Below are 18,516 nucleotides of genomic sequence, written 5' to 3'. Positions count from 1 at the left end.
TTTCCCGGCGCCCCACGGCCGGTTCCGGTCACCCTGCGTAGATGGCCGGAAGTCGGTGCATGTGAGCGATTCCACAGCTCCGCCGGTCCGCCCGAGCGGGAGGATTCCGCCCAAAGCGAACCCCCGGGCGGCCATTGTCACAGATCATCGGCGATCCGGCACCCGGGTCCGGATACCGGACGCCGCACCACCGGGTCCATGATCGCTCACATGGGCAGGACGACCCGCATCACCAGGCCACCCCCCTCCCGGGGCTCCGCGGTGATCCGGCCGCCGTGCGCCCGCGCCACCGAGCGCACGATGGACAGGCCCAGGCCCACGCCCTTGTCACTGCCCGTGCGCTCCGTCCGCAGCCGGCGGAACGGCTCGAAGATGTTGTCCACCTCGTACGCGGGCACGACCGGCCCGGTGTTCTCCACGACCAGCAGGGCCAGCCCCGGCAGGGCACGCGTGGTGACCTCCACCCAGCCGCCCTCGGTGTTGTACCGCACGGCGTTCTGCACCAGGTTCAGCGCGATCCGCTCCAGCAGCACGCCGTTGCCCTGCACCACGGCCGGCTCGCGCGTGCCGCGCAGCTCCACACCCTTGGCCTGGGCCTCGGCGCGGGTCTGGTCCAGCGCCTGGGAGGCCACCTCGGCGAGGTCGACGGGCTTGCGGTCGACGATCTCGTTCTCGCTGCGGGCGAGCAGCAGCAGGCCCTCCACGAGCTGCTCGCTGCGCTCGTTGGTGGCCAGCAGCGTCTTCCCCAGCTGCTGGAGCTCCGGCGACGCCCCGGGGTCGGAGAGGCTGACCTCCAGCAGCGTCCGGTTGATCGCCAGCGGCGTCCGCAGCTCGTGCGAGGCATTGGCGACGAACCGCTGCTGCGCGGTGAAGGCCCGCTCCAGCCGGTCCAGCATCTCGTCGAAGGTGTCCGACAGCTCCTTGAGCTCGTCGTCCGGCCCGCCCAGCTCGATCCGCCGCGTCAGGTCCGTGCCGGCCACCCGGCGGGCGGTACGCGTGATCTTGCCCAGCGGCGAGAGGACCCGGCCGGCCATGGCGTAGCCGAAGGCGAAGGCGATCACGGCGAGGCCGAGGAGGGCGAGGAGGGAACGCCGCAGGAGGGCGTCGAGGGCGGCGGCACGGCGCGCGCTGGTGCAGGCGTCGAGGATGCTGTTGGCCTGGCCGGAGGTGAGGCCCGGCGTCTGGAGGCCCGGGCAGGCCGCACCGGTGACGCTGACCTGGCCCTCGACCACTCTGACCATGGGCTGGCTGCCGGCGTTCAGGGCGTCGGCGGCCAGCAGGTAGATGATCGTCAGCAGCAGCACGCCGGCCATCAGGAACATGCCGCCGTACAGCAGGGTGAGCCGTATGCGGATGGTCGGGCGGAACCACGGGAAGGGGCGTACGACCGGTTGCCGCGGGTCCCACATGGGCTTGGGCGGGGCGCCCGGCGGGGTGGGGGCGTGGGTGGGGGCGGGGGCCATGGGGATCAGATCCGGTATCCCGAGCCGGGCACGGTGACGATCACCGGCGGCTCGCCGAGCTTGCGGCGCAGGGTCATGACGGTGACCCGGACGACGTTGGTGAACGGGTCGGTGTTCTCGTCCCAGGCCTTCTCGAGCAGCTGCTCGGCCGAGACCACGGCGCCCTCGCTGCGCATGAGCACCTCCAGGACGGCGAACTCCTTGGGCGCCAGCTGCACCTCGCGGCCGTCGCGGAAGACCTCGCGGCGGTTGGGGTCGAGCTTGATGCCGGCCCGCTCCAGGACGGGCGGCAGCGCCACGGTGGTGCGCCGGCCCAGGGCCCGGACGCGGGCGGTCAGCTCGCTGAAGGCGAACGGCTTGGGCAGGTAGTCGTCCGCGCCGATCTCCAGGCCCGCGACGCGGTCGCTGACGTCGCCGGAGGCGGTGAGCATGAGGATGCGGGTGGGCACGCCCAGCTCGACGACCTTCCGGCACACGTCGTCGCCGTGGACGAGGGGCAGGTCCCGGTCCAGGACGATGACGTCGTAGTCGTTGACGGCGATGCGTTCCAGGGCGGCGGCTCCGTCGTACACGACGTCGACGGCCATGGCCTCCCGGCGCAGTCCGGTGGCGACGGCGTCTGCGAGCAGCTGCTCGTCCTCGACGACGAGTACGCGCACGGCGCTGGTCCTTCCTTCTGGGCCCCGATGGGCGGGTGGGGTGGGTGGCTGGGTTCCTCCATCCTGCCTCGGATGTCGATAAACCGGCTGTAAGGGGTTGGGGCGCCGGGGACGGGGAAGGCATTCCGGATTACTCCCCCGGGGAAGGTTTCCGCGTCGCGGGCGATGGGGAGGACGTTGAGCACACCCCGATCACGTTGGCCGTACGCCTGACGCGTACGCGCACCACACCACGCACGTGATCGATTCGCCGTGGCACACCCCCGTGCCGCCGACCCACGACGAAGGGGGCGCAGCACCATGGACGCGTTCACCGCCGGCATTCTGCAGCGCATAGAGACCACCCGGTCCGACCTGGACCGTGCACGCCGCTCGGGCGACGAGTTCCTCGCCGATGTGGAACAGGCGGAGCTGGAGGACCTGCACCGCCTGGCCGCCGAGCACGGCGTGACGGTCGCCTGACCCGGACCGCGCGTGCCCCGGTACCGCCTTGCGGTACCGGGGCACGTCGTCTGTCCGTGGGGGCGGAGGCCCGTCAGTCGTGCCAGGCGCCCAGGTCCTCCAGGCGGGCCTGGAGCGGCTCGAAGACGCCCGGGGAGGCCGCGATCGTCAGTTCGCCCGAGGCGGGCTCGCCCGGCCGGCCGCCCGTCAGGGCGCCCGCCTCGCGGGCGATGAGGGCGCCGGCGGCCAGGTCCCAGGGGTTGAGGCCGCGCTCGTAGTAGCCGTCGAGGCGGCCGCAGGCCACGTCGCAGAGGTCGATGGCGGCGGCGCCGCCGCGGCGGATGTCGCGGACCTCCGGCAGGAGGGTACGCAGCACTTCGGCCTGTGCGGCGCGCCGTGCGGCCACGTAGCCGAAGCCGGTGCCGATGAGTGCCTGGGACAGCGGCGGGGCCGGGCGGGCGGACAGGCGCTGCTCGCCCAGCCAGGCGCCCTGGCCGAGGACGGCCCGGTAGGTCTCGCCGCGGGCCGGGGCGGCGACCACGCCGACGACGGCCTCGCCGTCGGCCTCGGCGGCGATGGAGACGGCCCAGGAGGGCAGGCCGTAGAGGTAGTTCACGGTGCCGTCGATGGGGTCCACGACCCACCGGATGCCGCTGGTGCCCTCCGTGCTGGCGCCCTCCTCGCCCAGCAGCCCGTCGTGCGGGCGGCGCTCGGCCAGGAAGCCGGTGATCAGCTTCTCGGCGGCGATGTCCATCTCGGTGACGACGTCGATGGGGCTGGTCTTGGTGGCGGCGACGCCCAGGGCGGCCGGGCGGCCCTCCCGCAGGAGCGTGCCGGCGCGGTCCGCGGCCTCCAGGGCGACGGCCAGCAGTTCGGCCTTGAGGGCGTCGGTCACGGGGTGGGTCACGGTTCTCCTTACGCGTACGGGCTGTCGGCGCCGGCCGCCGCGGGCCGGGGGGCCCGGGCGGGGCAGCAGCCGACCGGGCAGAGGTCGTGGCTGGGGCCGAGGGCGCCCAGCGCGCACCGCTCGGGGCGCTCGCCGCGTTCGCTGGCGGCGCGTTCGAGCACCAGCTCGCGCACGGCGGCGGCGAAGCGCGGGTCGGCGCCGACGGTGGCGGCGCGGGTCACGGGCAGGCCCAGCTCCGCGGCCTTGGCGGCGGCCTCCGTGTCGAGGTCGTACTTGACCTCCATGTGGTCGGAGACGAAACCGATGGGCACCATGACGACCGCGGGCACGCCCTTGCCGTGCTGCTCCTCCAGGTGGTCGCAGATGTCGGGCTCCAGCCAGGGGATGTGCGGGGCGCCGCTGCGGGACTGGTAGACGAGCTGCCAGGGGTGGTCGACGCCGGTCTCCGCGCGCACCGCGTCCGCCACGGTGCGGGCGACGTCCAGGTGCTCGGCCACGTACGCGCCGCCGTCGCCGTGATCCTGCGGGGTGCCGGAGGTGTCGGCGGCGGCGGTGGGGATGGAGTGCGTGGTGAAGGCGAGGTGGGCGCCGGCCCGGACGTCCTCGGGCAGCCGGGCGAGGGCCTCCAGCGTCGCGTCCACCATGGGCCGGACGAAGCCGGGGTGGTTGAAGTAGTGCCGCAGCTTGTCGACGCGCGGCAGCGGGAGCCCTTCGTCCGCGAGGGCGGCGAGCGCGTCGGCGAGGTTCTCGCGGTACTGGCGGCAGCCGGAGTAGGAGGCGTACGCGCTGGTGGTGAGCGTCAGCACGCGGCGGTGCCCGGCGCGGGCCATCTCCCGCAGAGTGTCGGTGAGGTACGGCGCCCAGTTGCGGTTGCCCCAGTACACCGGCAGGTCCAGGCCGTGCGCGGCGAAATCCTCGCGCAGGGCCGCCAGCAGTGCACGGTTCTGGTCGTTGATGGGGCTGACGCCGCCGAAGAGGAAGTAGTGCTGCCCGACCTCTTTCAGCCGCTCGCGCGGGATGCCCCGGCCGCGGGTGACGTTCTCCAGGAACGGAACGACGTCGTCGGGGCCCTCCGGCCCGCCGAAGGAGAGCAACAGCAGGGCGTCGTAGGGGGCGTGGGCTGGCTGGTACGGCATGGGTCCGATCCTGCCACCCGGCCCGGACACCGGCGAAACCAGCCTGGGCGGAAATGCCCTGCGCGGCACGGATCCGGCGCCGTAAGCTGTATCGGCCCCGTACGTCCCTTACGTGTATGCCGGACCCACCCTGCACGGGGTCACCCTGGGCGGGTCCACCGTCCCACCTCGTCTCGTCCCGGCGGAGCCGTCCGTGTCCAGTCCGTACAGCGCCATATTCGCCGCCCCCGGCACCAAGGGCTTCTCGGCGGCGGGTTTCGTCGGCCGGATGCCCCTGTCCATGGTCGGCATCGGCATCGTCACGATGATCTCCGAACTGACCGGCCGGTACGGGCTGGCCGGCGCCCTGGCGGCGACGCTCGCCGTGTCGCAGGCCGTGCTGGGGCCGCAGGTGTCCCGGCTGGTCGACCAGTACGGGCAGCGGCGGGTGATGCGGCCGGCCACGGTGATGTCGGGGCTGGCCCTGGGCCTGCTGTTGCTGAGTGCGCACCGGGGCTGGCCCGACTGGACGCTGTTCGTCTGCGCGGCGGGCGCCGGCTGCGTACCGAGCGTGGGCTCGATGGTGCGGGCCCGCTGGGCGGCCATCTACGGCGACTCGCCGCGTGAGCTGCACACCGCGTACTCGGCCGAGTCCGTCATCGACGAGATCGTCTTCATCGTGGGCCCGATCCTGTCGATCGGGCTGTCCACCGCCTGGTTCCCCGAGGCGGGGCCGCTTCTGGCCGTCTGTTTCCTGCTGGCGGGCGTGGCGTGGCTGACCGCGCAGCGCGGCACCGAGCCCGCGCCGCACCCGCGGGGCGCGGGCGACGGCGGGTCGGCGATGCGGGTGCCCGGCCTCCAGGTGCTGGTGCTGGTCTTCGTCGCCACCGGTGCCGTGTTCGGCGCGATGGAGGTGGTGACGGTGGCGTTCGCCGAGGAGCAGGGCCACAAGGCGGCGGCCAGCCTGGTGCTGGCGGTGTACGCGCTCGGCTCGTGTCTGGCGGGCGCCGTCTTCGGGCTGCTGCACCTGAAGGGCGACCCGGCACGTCGCTGGATTCTCGGTGTCTGCGCGATGGCCGTGAGTATGATCCCCCTCCAACTGGTCGGGAACCTGCCGTTCCTGGCCGTGGCGCTCTTTGTCGCGGGCCTCGCCATCGCGCCGACGATGGTCACCACCATGGCCCTCGTCGAGCAGTACGTACCGCGCGCGAAGCTGACCGAGGGCATGACCTGGACGAGCACCGGGCTCGCGGTCGGCGTGGCGCTCGGTTCGTCCGTCGCCGGATGGGTGGTGGACGCGGCCGGGGCCACGGCGGGGTACACGGTGCCCGGCGCGGCGGGGGTGCTCGCGGCCGTCGGCGCGTTCCTCGGATACCGCCGGCTCGGGCCGGCGGCCAAGGGGTTGGGGGTTGCCGTCGATGACAGCGACGACGAAGGCGAGCAGTGCATGGCGTAACTGGGCGGGGAACGTCACCGCCCGCCCGTCGGCCACGGCCGCACCGGCCTCGACGGAGGAACTGGCCGCCCTGGTGGCCCGGGCGGCCGCCGACGGGCTGAAGGTGAAGGCGGTGGGCACGGGCCACTCCTTCACCGCCGCGGCCGCCACCGACGGGCTGCTGATACGGCCGGAGCGGCTGACCGGCATACGCTCGGCCGACCGTGCGGCGGGCACGGTCACCGTCGCCGCCGGCACCACGCTCCGGCAGCTCAACCGGGCGCTGTCGGCCCGCTGCCTGTCGCTGACGAACATGGGCGACGTCATGGAGCAGACCGTCTCCGGCGCGGTGAGCACCGGCACGCACGGCACCGGCCGCGACTCGGCCGCGATCTCCGCCCAGATCCGCGGCCTGGAGCTGGTCACGGCCGACGGCTCGGTGCTGACCTGCTCGCCCGCCGAGCACCCGGAGGTCTTCGACGCCGCCCGGGTGGGGCTGGGGGCGCTGGGCGTGATCAGCGCGATCACCTTCGCGGTGGAGCCGGAGTTCCTGCTCACGGCGCGCGAGGAGCCGATGTCCTACGGCCGGGTCACGGCCGAGTTCGACGCGCTGGTGGCGGAGAACGAACACTTCGAGTTCTTCTGGTTCCCCCACACGGAAACCTGCCTCACCAAGCGCAACAACCGCAGCGCCGGCCCGCCGGCGCCGCTCCACCCGGCGCAGGCATGGGTGTCCGACGAACTGGTGTCCAACGGCGTGTTCGGCGCGGTGTGCGCGCTGGGCCGTGCCGTGCCCGCGACCGTGCCGCCGCTGGCCCGGCTCTCGGGCCGCGCCCTGTCGGCCCGTACGTACACGGACGTGCCCTACCGCGTCTTCACCAGCCCGCGCCGGGTGCGGTTCCTGGAGATGGAGTACGCGCTGCCGCGCGAGGCGGCCCTGCCGGCCCTGCGGGAGCTGCGGGCCGTGATCGAGCGCAGACGGCTGCGGATCGCGTTCCCGGTGGAGGTGCGGACCGCCCCCTCGGACGGTATCCCCCTGTCCACGGCGTACGGACGGGACACGGCCTACCTCGCGGTGCACGTCTACCGGGGCGCGCCGCACCGGGAGTACTTCACGGCCGCCGAGCAGATCATGACGGCGCACGGCGGCCGGCCGCACTGGGGGAAGCTGCACAGCCGTGACGCGGCGTACCTGGCCGGCGTCTATCCGCGGTTCGGGGAGTTCACGGCGGTGCGGGACCGGCTGGACCCGCACCGCGTCTTCGGCAACGACTACCTGCGGCGCGTGCTGGGCGAGTGAGGGCCGGGCCGGCGGCGGGGCGGCCGGTCGGGCCGCTCAGGAACGGGTGCCGGCCGTGGGGCCGGTGCCCGTTCCGGCGGCGACGTTCTGGCCCGCGGCCGGCGGGGCCGACTGGCCGGTGGTCCCGCCGGAGCCCTGCCCGGTGGTGCCGCCGCTGCCGTCGGCCTTGCCGTCCGTGCCGCCCTTGCCGGCGTCCGGCGAGCTGCTCGGCGCGGGCGTGGGGCCCGGGGAGGGCTTGCCGCCGCCGGAGGACGGGGACGTGTGCGGGTCCGGCGACGGCTTGCCCGTACCGCCGCCCTGCGAGGCGTCCGGGCCGGGGGTCGCGCCGCGGTCGCCGCCCTCCTGGCCGGAGCCCGGGGAGTGGTCCGGGCCGGGCGACCGGTCGTTGTCCTCCTGCGGGTCCTGGCGCTTCTCCGGCTGGAAGAGCCGGCTGACGGTCGTGCCGCCCTTGTCGCCGTCCGCGCTGGAGCCGGAGACCAGCTCCACGGCGGTGACCGTGCCCATGGCCAGCAGGAAGACGGCGGCCGCCCCGATCAGCGGGCGCTTCCAGCCGCGCATCCGGGTGCCGTGCGTGGTGGCGGGCGAGTACTCCTCGGAGTAGCCGTGCGGGTACCCCTCGAAGTGCGGATCACCTTCCGCGCCGGGGCGCGCACCGGCGTACGCCCCGGAATCGGGGGTACGGCCCACCGCGCGGCCCGCGTCGCGCACCGGCACGCGGCGCAGGCGGGGCGGGGCCTGCACCGTCACCTCGCGGATCTGTTCACCCGTACGCCTGAACAGGTGTTGGAAGACCGTTCCCCCCGTGGTGGCGACCACGCTGACGACGCCGGCGCCCAGAACGGTGCCGTACACGCCGAGCTTGCCGGCGAGCAGGGCGGCGACCACCGCCGCCAGCGCACTTCCGGCCACCTGCGCGATGCTCAGCTCCAGGCGCCTGACCTTGGTCTTTGCCCCGGTTTCGGGTTTGTCGTCCATCTCCGGCCCCTGTTGGTCCTTTCAGTCCCTCTTGCAGCCAGAAGAGACATTCGAGGGTAACGAACAGTTCCGAATCCGGCGATTGTGTGAACCTCGCCACCCGGGGAAGGACAGGGGGTGCGCATGAACACGCACCAACTCCCTTGACCCGGGTGAACTTCGCTGGCGCGCCGATCCACGTCCAGTGGCCCGAATGGAGTACTGTGACGAGCCCTGGCCCCAATATCCCGTCCGGTCGTCGTCGCCCCGGTGACCGCCGGCCGGAACCGCGGGAGGGGCCCGGGCGGCTCTCGCCCCGTCAACTCGGCAAGGTTGTGGCAGGCTGCTACCCGGGCAGGCCACACTCGACTAGCGGAAGCAGCGACGCAGGTGACGTCGGCAGGCACCACCCGGGAGGTCCCCATGCCCGAACTGCGTGTCGTGGCAGTCTCCAACGACGGCACACGGCTGGTGCTCAAGGCTGCGGACAGCACGGAGTACACGCTGCCCATCGACGAGCGCCTGCGCGCCGCCGTGCGCAACGACCGCGCGCGCCTCGGGCAGATCGAGATCGAGGTGGAGAGCCACCTCCGCCCCCGCGACATCCAGGCGCGCATCCGCGCCGGCGCCTCGGCGGAGGAGGTCGCACAGCTCGCCGGCATCCCCGTGGAGCGCGTCCGGCGCTTCGAGGGACCGGTCCTGGCCGAGCGTGCCTTCATGGCGGAGCGCGCCCGCAAGACCCCGGTGCGCCGCCCCGGCGAGAGCACGGGCGGGCCGCCGCTGGGCGAGGCCGTGGCCGAGCGGCTGCTGCTGCGCGGCGCGGACAAGGACAGCGCGCAGTGGGACTCCTGGCGGCGCGACGACGGCACGTGGGAGGTCCTGCTCGTCTACCGGGCGGCCGGCGAGCCGCGCGCCGCGAGCTGGACGTACGACCCGCCGCGCCGGATCGTTCAGGCGCTGGACGACGAGGCCCGCGCGCTCATCGGCGAGACGGACGAGACGCCCGAGCCGAGCTTCCCGTTCGTGCCGCGCATCGCCCGCCTGCCGCGGGAGCGGCCGGCGCCGCCGCCGTCCGCCGCGGCCGAGCCGGCGGAGATCTCCGCGGAGGCCCCCGCCGAGGAGCCGGTCAAGGAGCGCGACTCCCTGACCAGCCTCCTGGAGGCGGTGCCCAGCTTCCGCGGCGACATGGTGGTGCCCGAGACGGCGACGACGACGGCACCCCCCGAGCCTCCGGTGGAGGCCGCCGAGGTCGAGCCGCCGGCCCCCGCGGCCAGCGCGGGCTCGGCGTACGCGGACGTCCTCATGCCCCGCACGGTGGCGGGCCACCGCGACCGCCTGATCGGCACGACGGACCGCCAGGCCGAGGCGGACGGCGTCCGCCCGGGCCGCCGCGCGGCGGTCCCGAGCTGGGACGAGATCGTCTTCGGGACGAGGCGCAAGAAACCGGAGTAGGCCCCGGCCTCCCGTCGGGCCGCAGCCCGGCCTCAGCCCGGCTGCGGCCCTGTCGCCACGGGGCGGGCCGGGCTCCGGGCCACCCATTCGCTCCACGACCCCACGTAGAGGGCTGCCGGGATGCCGGCCACCGCGAGCGCCAGCAGCTGCTGAGCGGCCGACACGCCCGAACCGCAGTACACACCCACCTCCTTGGTGCCGTCCGCGCCCAGCGCCGCGAAACGGGACGCCAGTTCGGCGGCGGGCAGCAGACGGCCGTCCGGGCGCACGTTCTCCATGGTGGGGGCGCTGACCGCGCCCGGGATGTGGCCCGCGACCGGGTCGATGGGCTCCACCTCGCCGCGGTAGCGCTCGCCGGCCCGTGCATCCAGCAGCAGGCCCCGGCGCGCCAGCGCCGCCGCGCCGTCCGCGTCCAGCACCGGCAGGGCGCCGGGGCGGGGCTCGAAGGTGCCCTCCTGCACCGCCGGGACCTCCGTCGACAGCGCGCCCGTCCAGGCCGGCAGCCCGCCGTCCAGCACCCGTACGTCCTCGTGCCCGGCCCAGCGCAGCATCCACCACGCCCGGGACGCGGCCCAGCCCTGGCCGCCGTCGTACACGACGACCCCGCGCCCGGGCTCCACCCCGGCCCGGCGCATCGCGGCGCCGAACACCGCGACGTCCGGCAGGGGGTGACGGCCCTTCGGGCCGGGCGGGCCCGCCAGCTCCGATTCGAGGTCGACGTAGACCGCGCCGGGCAGGTGCCCGGCCTCGTAGGCGGGCCGGCCGGGCGGCCCGCCCATCTGGTAGCGCACGTCCAGCAGGACCGGCGGCCGGTCACCGGCCAGCGCGTCCGCGAGTTCCTCTGCGGTGATGATGGCGTTCATGCGCACCATCCTGGCGTACGGACCTTCCCCCGAATGGCCCCCTGGCCAGACCGCGTCCTGCTGATCGATACTTGGCGGCGTTGAATTGGGGCATTCTCCTGCGGGACCCCCTGAAGCCCGGCGTGCAGAGACCGGCCGGGCACCGTCCCGTACACCCGCGCGACCGGAGCGCGACCGCGCGGCCACCACGATGGTCCGAGGAGAGACTCACGATGACCGAGGTGTGGGAACCCTCCTGGGCGCACGGCGCCGAGGAGTCCGCCCGGCGGCAGCCGCCGGGCACTCCCTGCTGGACCAGTCTCCTGGCGCGCGACCTGGAGGCGGCGAAGGACTTCTACGGCGGGCTGTTCGGCTGGACGTACCGCGACACCCGGCCCGGACGGCCGGGCCGGCCGGGCCCCTGCGCCCGGGCCGTCCTCGGCGGGCGCGACGTCGCCGGGCTGGCCGGGCTGCCGCCGGACCGTCAATCCCCCGCCGCGTGGACCACCTATCTGGCGAGCGACGACGCCGACGCCACCGCCGAGTGGATCCACTGCTCCGGCGGCACGGTCGGGGTGGGCCCGCTCGCCGCGGCGGACGGCGGCCGGATGGTGCTGGCCGGCGACCCGGCAGGCGCGTCCTTCGGCGTGTGGCAGGGCCCCGCGCCGTACGGCGGCGGCCCCGGGAGCGCCGTCTGGCACGAACTGGTCACCCACGAGGCCGCGGTGGTGCTGAAGTTCTACCGGGCGCTGTTCGGCTACGAGGCCAAGACGACCGGCGCGGTGGACTCCGACACCGTGCTGCTGCACGTCGACGGCCGGCCGGTCGCGTCCATCCGCGGCGCGGGCGCCGGGCTGCGCCAGTCGTACTGGGTGCCGTACTTCGCGGTGGCCGACCCCGAGGCGGCGGCGGTCCGCGTCCAGGAGCTGGGCGGCCGGGTCGTCGCGGGGGCCGCGCCCACCGCCGCCGGCCCGGCGACGACGGTCATGGACCGCGAGGGCGCGCTGTTCTCCCTCGTCCGGGCCGTGCCCTAGGGGTTACGCGTCCTGGTCGACGGGGTCGACCGGCAGCACGTCCGGCGAGAGCGCGGCGGCCCGCGCGGCGGCGGAGGTCAGCCGCCTGCGGTGGTGCCGGCGGCACAGCACCTCGTAACCCACCACCGTCTCCGGCTGGTTGACGTCGCCGACCACCACCTGCTCGCCCTCGACGACCATGCGGCCGCCGACCGTCCGGGCATTGTGCGTGGCCCGCGCCCCGCACCAGCACAGCGCCTCGACCTGGAGCACCTCCACGCGGTCGGCGAGTTCGACCAGGCGCTGGGAGCCGGGGAAGAGCTTGGTGCGGAAGTCGGTGGTGATGCCGAAGGCGAAGACGTCGAGTTCGAGGTCGTCGACGATGCGGGCGAGCTGGTCGATCTGCTCGGGCGTCAGGAACTGCGCCTCGTCGCATATGACGTAGTCGGCGCGGCCGCCGGCCGAGAGGTGGCCGACGACGTGCGCGTAGAAGTCGAAGCCCTCCCCCGCCTCGATGGACTCGGTGACCAGGCCCAGCCGGGAGGAGAGCCGGCCCTCGCCGGCGCGGTCGTTGCGGCTGAAGATGAGCCCTTGCAGGCCGCGGGCCGAGCGGTTGTGCTCGATCTGCAGAGCCAGTGTGCTCTTTCCGCAGTCCATCGTTCCGGAGAAGAACACCAGCTCGGGCATGGGGAGGCCGGGGCCTTTCGTCATCGGGGAGTCATCGGTGGGTTATCGGGGACAGCGGGGCGGTGGGGCGCACGGAGGCGGGTCGGCGCCGGCGGGCGGCGCGGACCCGGGGGCGCGCGCCGTCAGGTGCGTACTTCGAGCAGCGGTACGAGCTGCTCGACGGGGGTCATGGAGCCGTGCAGCCCGACCATCGCCGATTCGTTCGGCTCGGTCTCGGTGGCGACGATCGCGATGTCGTCGCGGGCCGCGGCGACCACGTCGCCGATCCGGGCGTGGACGCGGTCGTCGACGCCCGCGCCGGGCGGGCCGAACCAGCCCGCCTCGATGGCCTCGTCGCGGCCGGCGACCCACATCCGGTCGCCGAGCACCTCGCGCCAGACGGCCAGCACGTCGGCGGCGGCGCCGGGCACTGCGTAGACGTGCCGGGCGCGGGCCTCGCCGCCCAGCAGGGCGACGCCGGCGCGCAGCTCCCAGTCCTCGTCGAAGTCGATGCGCGACTCCGGGTCGAACGGGATGTCGATCATGCCGTGGTCGGCGGTGACGTACAGCGCGGAGCGCGGCGGCAGCTGCTCGGCCAGGCGCTGGGCGAGCAGGTCCACGTACATCAGCTGGCCGCGCCACTCCTCGGAGTCGACGCCGAAGCGGTGGCCCTTGCCGTCCACCTCGCTGTAGTACGTGTAGACCAGCGAGCGGTCGGCGGCGCCGAGCCGCTCGGCGGCGAAGTCCATGCGGTCCTCGCCGGAGAGGCGGCCGTGGAAGGTGCCGCCGCTGAGGGCGATCCTGGTCAGGGGCGTGTGCTCGAAGTCGGGGGCGCTCACCTGGCAGGTGGCGACCCCGGCGGCGTCGGCGAGCTGGAAGACGGTGGGGTACGGCTGCCAGGCGTGCGGGTCGGTCCAGGGCCGCCAGCGCAGCTGGTTCATCAGCTGCCCGGTGGCCGGGTCGGCGACCGTGTAGCCGGGCAGGCCGTGCGCGCCGGGCGGCAGGCCGGTGCCGACGGAGGCCAGGGAGGTGGCCGTCGTGGAGGGGAATCCGGCGGTCAGCGGCTGCCCGGTCCGGTTGCGGGACGTGGACAGCAGCGAGTGCAGGAAGGGCGCCTCGGCGGGGTGGTCGCGCAGCAGCTCCCAGCCCAGGCCGTCGATCAGGAAGACGCAGACGCGGTCGGCGGGCTCCAGCTCCAGGCCGGTGGACAGGCCGGGGACGCCCAGCCCGGCGGCCACGGAGGGCAGCAGGTCCGCGAGGGAGCCGGTGCCGTACCGGGGCAGGGGGGCCGAGCGGGGGTCGAGGGCGGGCGGCTCGTGCCAGGTGTGGCCCGCGGCCGGGTGGCCGGAGGGTGAGGGGGTCATCGGCGGGCGGTCGCCACGGTCGCCTCGGACAGCGCCTGGGCGAAGGCCAGGGCCTGGCGGACCGTGTCGGGCCCGTCGCCGGCCTCGCTGACCCGCAGGCTCAGGTCGTCGGCGGTGGAGGAGCCGGTGTAGCCGTGGTCGGCGTCGCAGTTGGGCTCGCCGCAGGCGGCGGGCTCCAGGTCGATGCGGGAGACCGCGCCCCAGCCGATCGTCAGCACGATCTCGCGGGGCAGGGTGCCGGGGGTGTACGACTCGGGGTTGGCGACGACGCGGCTGAGCACGACCGAGGAGATGCGGTCGAGGCGGACCGACTCGGTCGAGGTCGTGGCGTACGGCGACGGGGAGGTGTTGTCCGCGGCCTGCTCGTCGGTGTGGCTGACCAGGAAGCGGCTGCCCGTGAGCACGAGCACGGTGACGTGCCGGCGCACCTCGTTGGCGTCGAACGTCGTCTCCTGGTGGACCAGGTACGACACGATCGGCTCGCCGCCCACGGCGGCCTCCACCGCCTCGGCCACGAGAGCCGGGTAGTAGCCGCTGCGCTCGATGGCCGTGCGCAGGCCCTGGGTCGTCGTACCGGTCTTCGCCATGGCCACCATCCTACGGGGCGTACGGCGCCCGTCCGCCGCCGATCCCCGGGCCGGCTCAGGACGGCGGCAGGCTGCGGGGGCCGAGGTCGCTGCGCGGTGGCGGGGGTGCGAGGCGTATCGAGGCGCCGAGGACGTGCACGCCCTTCGGGGCGACGATCACCGGCTCCAGGTCGGCGCCGACGACCTCGGGGTGGTCGTCGACGAGCCGGGAGAGGCGGAGCAGCAGCTCCTCCAGGGCCGGGGTGTCGACGGGGGTGGAGCCGCGCCAGCCGAAGAGGAGCGGGGCGGTCCGGATGGACCGGATGAGGTCGGCGGCGTCGCGGTCGGTGACCGGCACGAGCCGGTGCGCGGTGTCGCCGAGGAGCAGCGAGGGGGCGCCGGCCAGGCCGAAGGACAGGACCGCGCCGGCGGCCGGGTCGATGGCGGCACGGACGACGGTGTCGACGCCGCGGGGCGCCATGGCCTGGACGACCAGGCGCAGCGTGGCGGGGTCGCCGAGCAGGTCGGTCAGCTCGGCGAAGGCGCGGCGCAGCCCGGCCTCGCCGTCCAGGTCGAGCCGGACGCCGCCGAGGTCGGCGCGGTGCCGCAGGTGGGGGGCGGTGGGCTTGAGGGCGACCGGGAAGCCGAGGCGCCGGGCGGCGTGCACGGCGGTGTCGGGGTCGGGTGCGGGCAGGGCGGGCAGCACGGCGATGCCGTAGCGGGCGAGGAGGCGCTGGGTGTCGGCGGCGGAGAGGGTGACGGCCCGCGCGGGCGCGGCGCGGTGGGCCTTCAGTAGCACCTCGATGTCGGCGGCGGCCCCGTCCTCGTCGATGTCGTCGAATTCGGGCACCCGGCCGGGGGTGGTGGCCTGCCGCCGCCACTGCGCGTACCGCACGGCCTCGGCGAGGGCCCGTACGGCCCGTTCGGCGGCGGGGTAGGAGGGGAGACGGACGGGGGCCGGGGGCGGCGGGGCGTCCTGCGGCGCCGGCTGCTCCGGCCTCTCCGGCGGCGGGGCCGCCAGGGCTTCGGCCAGGGACGGTATTTCGACGTGGACGACGGCCACCGGCTTGGCCGCCGGGGCGGCCGCCACCGCGGCGCGGAGGGCCGTCGCCAGCTCGGCGGGGGTGGCCGTGCCCACCCAGGGGATGGCCGTGACGACCACCGCGTCGTTCGCGGGGTCGGCGAGCGCCTCGGCCAGGGCGGCGCGGAAGTCGTCCGGGGCGGCGGCCGTGGTGAGGTCGCGCGGGGGCCGGGGGCGGAGCCCCTCGGTGAGGCACGCGTCGTACGTGAGGAGGGCCAGCGACTCGGAGTTGCCGAGGATGGCCACGCGCGGGCCGGTGGGCAGCGGCTGGGAGGCCAGCAGCAGACCCGTGTCGGCCAGTTCGGTGACGGTGTCGACGCGGATGACGCCGGCCTGGCGGAGCAGGTCGGTGACGATGGCGTCGGGGATGCGGGTGGTGGGCACGGTGTGCCCGGCGGGCGCGGCGGCGGCGCCGTGCCGGGCGCCCTTGACGACGACGAGCGGCTTGCGGGCCGTGGTGCGGCGGGCCAGGCGGGTGAACTTGCGGGGGTTGCCGATGGACTCCAGGTACATGAGCGCCACGTCCGTGTGGGGGTCGTCGTGCCAGTACTGGAGGAAGTCGTTGCCGGAGACGTCGGCGCGGTTGCCTGCGGAGGCGAAGGTGGAGATGCCGACGAGCCCGGCGGCGCGCCGGTGCAGTCCGGAGAGCAGGGCGATGCCGATGGCGCCGGACTGGGCGAAGAGGCCGACCCGGCCGGCGGCGGGCAGCTCGGGCGCGAGGGAGGCGTTGAGCCGGACGTCGTCCGCGGTGTTGATCAGCCCGAAGGCGTTGGGGCCGATGAGCCGCATGCCGTGGGAGCGGACCTGGCGGAGCAGGGCGCGCTGCCGGGCGCGGCCCTCGGGGCCGCTCTCGGCGTACCCGGCGGAGAGCACGACGAGGCCCTGCACGCCGTGCCGGCCGCAGTCGTCGACGACGGCGGGCACCCGGTCGGCGGGCACGGCGACCACGGCGAGGTCGACGGGCGCGTCGATCTCCGTGACGGACCGGTGGGCGGGGACGTCCTCGGGCTCCAGGGTGGTCAGGTCCTCGGGGAAGGCCCGGTTGACGGCGTGCACCCGGCCCGTGAAGCCGCCGGCCAGGACGTTGCGCAGCACGGTGCGGCCCATGCCGCCGGGTTCGCGGCCGGTGCCGACGACGGCGACGGAGGCGGGGGCCAGCAGGCGCTGCACGGAACGGGCCTCGGCGCGCTGCTCGCGGGCGCGCTGCACGGCGAGGGAGGCGTCGGTGGGCTCCAGGTCGAGGCGGAGCCGGACGACGCCGTCCTCGAAGCTGCGGCTCTGGGTGTAGCCGGCGTCCGTGAACACCTTGATCATCTTGGTGTTGGCGGGCAGCACCTCGGCGGTGAAGCGGCGCACGCCGCGCTCGCGGGCGACGGCCGCGACGTGCTCCAGCAGGGCGGAGGCCACGCCCCGGCCCTGGTGGGCGTCCTGGACGAGGAAGGCGACCTCGGCCTGGTCGGCGGGGGCCGGGGCGGGCATGCCGCGGGCGTCGACGCGGTCGTAGCGGACGGTGCCGATGAACTCGTCGCCGATGAGGGCGGCCAGGCCGACGCGGTCGACGTAGTCGTGGTGGGTGAAGCGGTGCACGTCCCGGTCGGAGAGCCGGGGGTAGGGCGCGAAGAAGCGGTAGTACTTGGACTCGTCCGACACCTGCTCGTAGAAGCTGACGAGGCGCTGGGCGTCGTCGGGGGTGATGGGGCGGATCCGGGCCGTGCCGCCGTCGCGCAGCACGACGTCGGCTTCCCAGTGGGCGGGGTACGCGTGCTCGGACGGCGTCTGCATGGGGCAAGCGTACGACCGGCCACCGACAGTGCCGGGAGGGCCGGCCGGCGCGGCGGACGGCCCCCGTGCGGGCGCGTGCAGGGGCACGACGGACCGCGTGCCACAATGGTCTAGACAACCTCACCGACTCGAAGGGCAACACCATGGTTGAGCGCCGCGTCAACGTCGGCTGGGCCGAGGGCCTGCACGCCCGGCCCGCGTCGATCTTCGTCCGTGCGGCGACCGCCGCCGGCATCCCCGTGACCATCGCCAAGGCGGGCGGCAACCCCGTCAACGCCGGCTCGATGCTGGCCGTGCTGGGCCTGGGCGCCCAGGGTGGCGAGGAGATCGTCCTGGCCAGCGAGGCCGAGGGTGCCGAGGCCGCGCTCGACCGTCTGGCCAAGCTGGTCGCCGAGGGCCTCGAGGAGCTCCCGGAGACCGTCTGACCGCTGAACCCCGGGGCGCGGCCGGCGCCCTAGGAGGCGGACATGCGTGCGGCGGGGCCGCGACAGCCTTTGACAGGCGTCGCGGCCCCGCTGTTGCGTTGCGGGGGCGGCGGCGCAGGGCGGGCGGACCGGGTGGGCTGTGCGGGCGGCGCCGGGGGCGTGGGGACGGTGTGGGGCGCGGGGGCGCTGCGGGGCGGCGCGGGGGGCGTGTGGCGGAACGTGCCGGTGGGGCGGGAGGCGCGCACGGCGGCCAGCTCCCGCGCGCGCTCGGCGTCCCGGCGCGCCACCGCGTCCACGAGCGCGGCGCACACCTCCCACTCCCGCTCGGGCCGCGCCGCCGGCTCCGGCGCGTACATCCAGGCGATCTTGCGGCGCAGCTGGGTGAGCGGCGTGGCCAGCGACGGGCTGCCGGACGCCTGGGCGAGGGTCTCGTCGAACCAGTCGCCGAGCCGGGCCAGTTCCCCCGGCCGCCCGGCGGCCAGCCGGTCGCGGCCGACCCGGACCAGGCCGCGCAGCACCCTCAGATGGGCCTCCGTACGCCGCTGGGCGGCGCGGGCGGCGCCCAGCGGCTCCAGCAGCAGGCGGACGTCCAGCAGGTCGGCGGCCTCGTCGGCGGTGGGTTCGGCGACGCAGGCGCCGGCGTGCCGCCGGGTGGTGACGAAGCCCTCGGACGCCAGGGTGCGCAGCGCCTCGCGCACGGGCACCCGGGAGACGCCGTAGCGGCGGGCCAGCAGTTCCTCGACGAGGCGGGTGCCGGGCGGGAGGACGCCGGAGACGATGTCGTCGCGGACCGCGGTGCACACGGCGTGGGCGGACACGCGGCGGCCGGCGCCCGGTGCCGTGCCGTCGCCGTTCACGAACGGACCCGCATGATGCCGCCTCCGCTGCTGGCTCGCTGCCCTGGTGACCCAGTGCCCCGGTGACCTGTCGTCCGTGGCGGCGACTCTAGGGCAATTCCGGGCGGAGTCCGACCGTTTCCCGGAGGCCGGGCATGCGTTTCGGCCAGCGGGGAAGGCGCACCGGTGGACGGACGGGACAGGGTGCGCGGACA

The 18,516-nt window shown here is 75.0% G+C and carries 17 protein-coding genes; 6 read left to right on the top strand and 11 right to left on the bottom strand.

The features are described from left to right. Positions 1-206: 206 nt before the first annotated feature. Positions 207-1,463 carry a sensor histidine kinase gene (locus IE305_RS00490; protein ID WP_190127316.1) on the bottom strand — a complete coding sequence of 419 codons (1,257 nt, stop codon included), beginning with the start codon at positions 1,461-1,463 and terminating at the stop codon, positions 207-209. Between the two features lie 5 nt (positions 1,464-1,468). Then, positions 1,469-2,122, bottom strand: coding sequence for a response regulator transcription factor (locus IE305_RS00485; RefSeq protein ID WP_190127315.1), 654 nt, complete (start codon positions 2,120-2,122; stop codon positions 1,469-1,471). Between the two features lie 300 nt (positions 2,123-2,422). Here IE305_RS00485 and IE305_RS00480 point away from each other — a divergent pair, with 300 nt between their 5' ends. Further along, positions 2,423-2,584 carry a hypothetical protein gene (locus IE305_RS00480; protein WP_190127314.1) on the top strand — a complete coding sequence of 54 codons (162 nt, stop codon included), beginning with the start codon at positions 2,423-2,425 and terminating at the stop codon, positions 2,582-2,584. Positions 2,585-2,657: 73 nt separating this feature from the next. Here IE305_RS00480 and IE305_RS00475 read toward each other — a convergent pair whose 3' ends face one another. Then, positions 2,658-3,458, bottom strand: a complete 801-nt coding sequence (locus IE305_RS00475) for an inositol monophosphatase family protein (RefSeq protein WP_190128143.1) — start codon at positions 3,456-3,458, stop codon at positions 2,658-2,660. A 20-nt stretch (positions 3,459-3,478) separates the two neighbouring features. Then, on the bottom strand, positions 3,479-4,606 hold the full coding sequence (locus IE305_RS00470; protein ID WP_190127313.1) for a ferrochelatase: 1,128 nt from the start codon (positions 4,604-4,606) through the stop codon (positions 3,479-3,481). A 193-nt stretch (positions 4,607-4,799) separates the two neighbouring features. Here IE305_RS00470 and IE305_RS00465 point away from each other — a divergent pair, with 193 nt between their 5' ends. Together IE305_RS00465 and IE305_RS00460 are read left to right on the top strand one after the other, a co-directional pair. Continuing rightward, the gene (locus tag IE305_RS00465) at positions 4,800-6,041 is read left to right on the top strand and encodes an MFS transporter (RefSeq protein WP_190127312.1); all 1,242 of its coding nucleotides are present in this window, start codon (positions 4,800-4,802) and stop codon (positions 6,039-6,041) included. Continuing rightward, on the top strand, positions 6,004-7,320 hold the full coding sequence (locus IE305_RS00460; protein ID WP_190127311.1) for a D-arabinono-1,4-lactone oxidase: 1,317 nt from the start codon (positions 6,004-6,006) through the stop codon (positions 7,318-7,320). Before IE305_RS00465 ends, IE305_RS00460 begins: the two co-directional genes overlap by 38 nt. Before the next feature lie 36 nt (positions 7,321-7,356). Here IE305_RS00460 and IE305_RS00455 read toward each other — a convergent pair whose 3' ends face one another. Further along, positions 7,357-8,295 carry a hypothetical protein gene (locus IE305_RS00455; RefSeq protein WP_190127310.1) on the bottom strand — a complete coding sequence of 313 codons (939 nt, stop codon included), beginning with the start codon at positions 8,293-8,295 and terminating at the stop codon, positions 7,357-7,359. Between the two features lie 369 nt (positions 8,296-8,664). Here IE305_RS00455 and sepH point away from each other — a divergent pair, with 369 nt between their 5' ends. Continuing rightward, on the top strand, positions 8,665-9,726 hold the full coding sequence (gene sepH / locus IE305_RS00450) for a septation protein SepH (protein WP_190127309.1): 1,062 nt from the start codon (positions 8,665-8,667) through the stop codon (positions 9,724-9,726). Between the two features lie 32 nt (positions 9,727-9,758). Here the strand turns inward: sepH and IE305_RS00445 are convergent, their stop codons facing one another. Then, entirely contained in the window at positions 9,759-10,589 is an 831-nt protein-coding gene (locus tag IE305_RS00445) for a sulfurtransferase (RefSeq protein WP_190127308.1), read from the bottom strand. 212 nt (positions 10,590-10,801) lie between these two features. Here IE305_RS00445 and IE305_RS00440 point away from each other — a divergent pair, with 212 nt between their 5' ends. After that, positions 10,802-11,602 (top strand): VOC family protein, encoded by an 801-nt coding sequence (locus tag IE305_RS00440; RefSeq protein WP_190127307.1) that lies wholly within the window; start codon positions 10,802-10,804, stop codon positions 11,600-11,602. A 3-nt stretch (positions 11,603-11,605) separates the two neighbouring features. Here the strand turns inward: IE305_RS00440 and IE305_RS00435 are convergent, their stop codons facing one another. The 4 genes from IE305_RS00435 to IE305_RS00420 all read right to left on the bottom strand — a co-directional run bounded on the left by IE305_RS00435 (position 11,606) and on the right by IE305_RS00420 (position 17,040). Continuing rightward, complete coding sequence (locus tag IE305_RS00435; RefSeq protein WP_190128142.1) at positions 11,606-12,268, bottom strand: thymidine kinase; 663 nt, start codon at positions 12,266-12,268, stop codon at positions 11,606-11,608. Between the two features lie 122 nt (positions 12,269-12,390). Further along, positions 12,391-13,611: an alkaline phosphatase family protein gene (locus IE305_RS00430; protein WP_190127306.1), complete on the bottom strand. Its 1,221-nt coding sequence runs from the start codon at positions 13,609-13,611 to the stop codon at positions 12,391-12,393. Then, positions 13,608-14,198, bottom strand: coding sequence for a DUF5998 family protein (locus IE305_RS00425; RefSeq protein ID WP_190127305.1), 591 nt, complete (start codon positions 14,196-14,198; stop codon positions 13,608-13,610). The genes IE305_RS00430 and IE305_RS00425 overlap by 4 nt, the downstream gene beginning before the upstream one ends. Positions 14,199-14,253: 55 nt before the next feature. Continuing rightward, on the bottom strand, positions 14,254-17,040 hold the full coding sequence (locus IE305_RS00420) for a bifunctional acetate--CoA ligase family protein/GNAT family N-acetyltransferase (protein ID WP_190127304.1): 2,787 nt from the start codon (positions 17,038-17,040) through the stop codon (positions 14,254-14,256). A gap of 143 nt (positions 17,041-17,183) precedes the next feature. Between IE305_RS00420 and IE305_RS00415 the strand changes: the two genes are divergently transcribed. After that, a complete protein-coding gene (locus tag IE305_RS00415) occupies positions 17,184-17,465 on the top strand; it encodes an HPr family phosphocarrier protein (RefSeq protein ID WP_190127303.1) in 282 nt (93 codons plus the stop codon). Between the two features lie 29 nt (positions 17,466-17,494). Here IE305_RS00415 and IE305_RS00410 read toward each other — a convergent pair whose 3' ends face one another. Next, entirely contained in the window at positions 17,495-18,322 is an 828-nt protein-coding gene (locus tag IE305_RS00410; protein WP_190127302.1) for a GntR family transcriptional regulator, read from the bottom strand. Between the last annotated feature and the right edge of the window lie 194 nt (positions 18,323-18,516).

The sequence above is a fragment of the Streptomyces mashuensis genome (assembly GCF_014654785.1).
Lineage (GTDB): Bacteria > Actinomycetota > Actinomycetes > Streptomycetales > Streptomycetaceae > Streptomyces > Streptomyces mashuensis.
Note: the sequence above shows the minus strand (reverse complement) of the source record. Positions and strands in the feature narration are given on the sequence as shown.

Coding starts and splice junctions, on each gene's coding strand:
- IE305_RS00425 (WP_190127305.1), bottom strand. CDS start 14,198: ATGGCGAAGACCGGTACGACGACCCAGGGCCTGCGCACGGCCATCGAG.
- IE305_RS00440 (WP_190127307.1), top strand. CDS start 10,802: ATGACCGAGGTGTGGGAACCCTCCTGGGCGCACGGCGCCGAGGAGTCC.
- IE305_RS00445 (WP_190127308.1), bottom strand. CDS start 10,589: ATGAACGCCATCATCACCGCAGAGGAACTCGCGGACGCGCTGGCCGGT.
- IE305_RS00470 (WP_190127313.1), bottom strand. CDS start 4,606: ATGCCGTACCAGCCAGCCCACGCCCCCTACGACGCCCTGCTGTTGCTC.
- IE305_RS00415 (WP_190127303.1), top strand. CDS start 17,184: ATGGTTGAGCGCCGCGTCAACGTCGGCTGGGCCGAGGGCCTGCACGCC.
- IE305_RS00460 (WP_190127311.1), top strand. CDS start 6,004: ATGACAGCGACGACGAAGGCGAGCAGTGCATGGCGTAACTGGGCGGGG.
- IE305_RS00435 (WP_190128142.1), bottom strand. CDS start 12,268: ATGCCCGAGCTGGTGTTCTTCTCCGGAACGATGGACTGCGGAAAGAGC.
- IE305_RS00480 (WP_190127314.1), top strand. CDS start 2,423: ATGGACGCGTTCACCGCCGGCATTCTGCAGCGCATAGAGACCACCCGG.
- IE305_RS00420 (WP_190127304.1), bottom strand. CDS start 17,040: ATGCAGACGCCGTCCGAGCACGCGTACCCCGCCCACTGGGAAGCCGAC.
- IE305_RS00430 (WP_190127306.1), bottom strand. CDS start 13,611: ATGACCCCCTCACCCTCCGGCCACCCGGCCGCGGGCCACACCTGGCAC.
- IE305_RS00455 (WP_190127310.1), bottom strand. CDS start 8,295: ATGGACGACAAACCCGAAACCGGGGCAAAGACCAAGGTCAGGCGCCTG.
- IE305_RS00490 (WP_190127316.1), bottom strand. CDS start 1,463: ATGGCCCCCGCCCCCACCCACGCCCCCACCCCGCCGGGCGCCCCGCCC.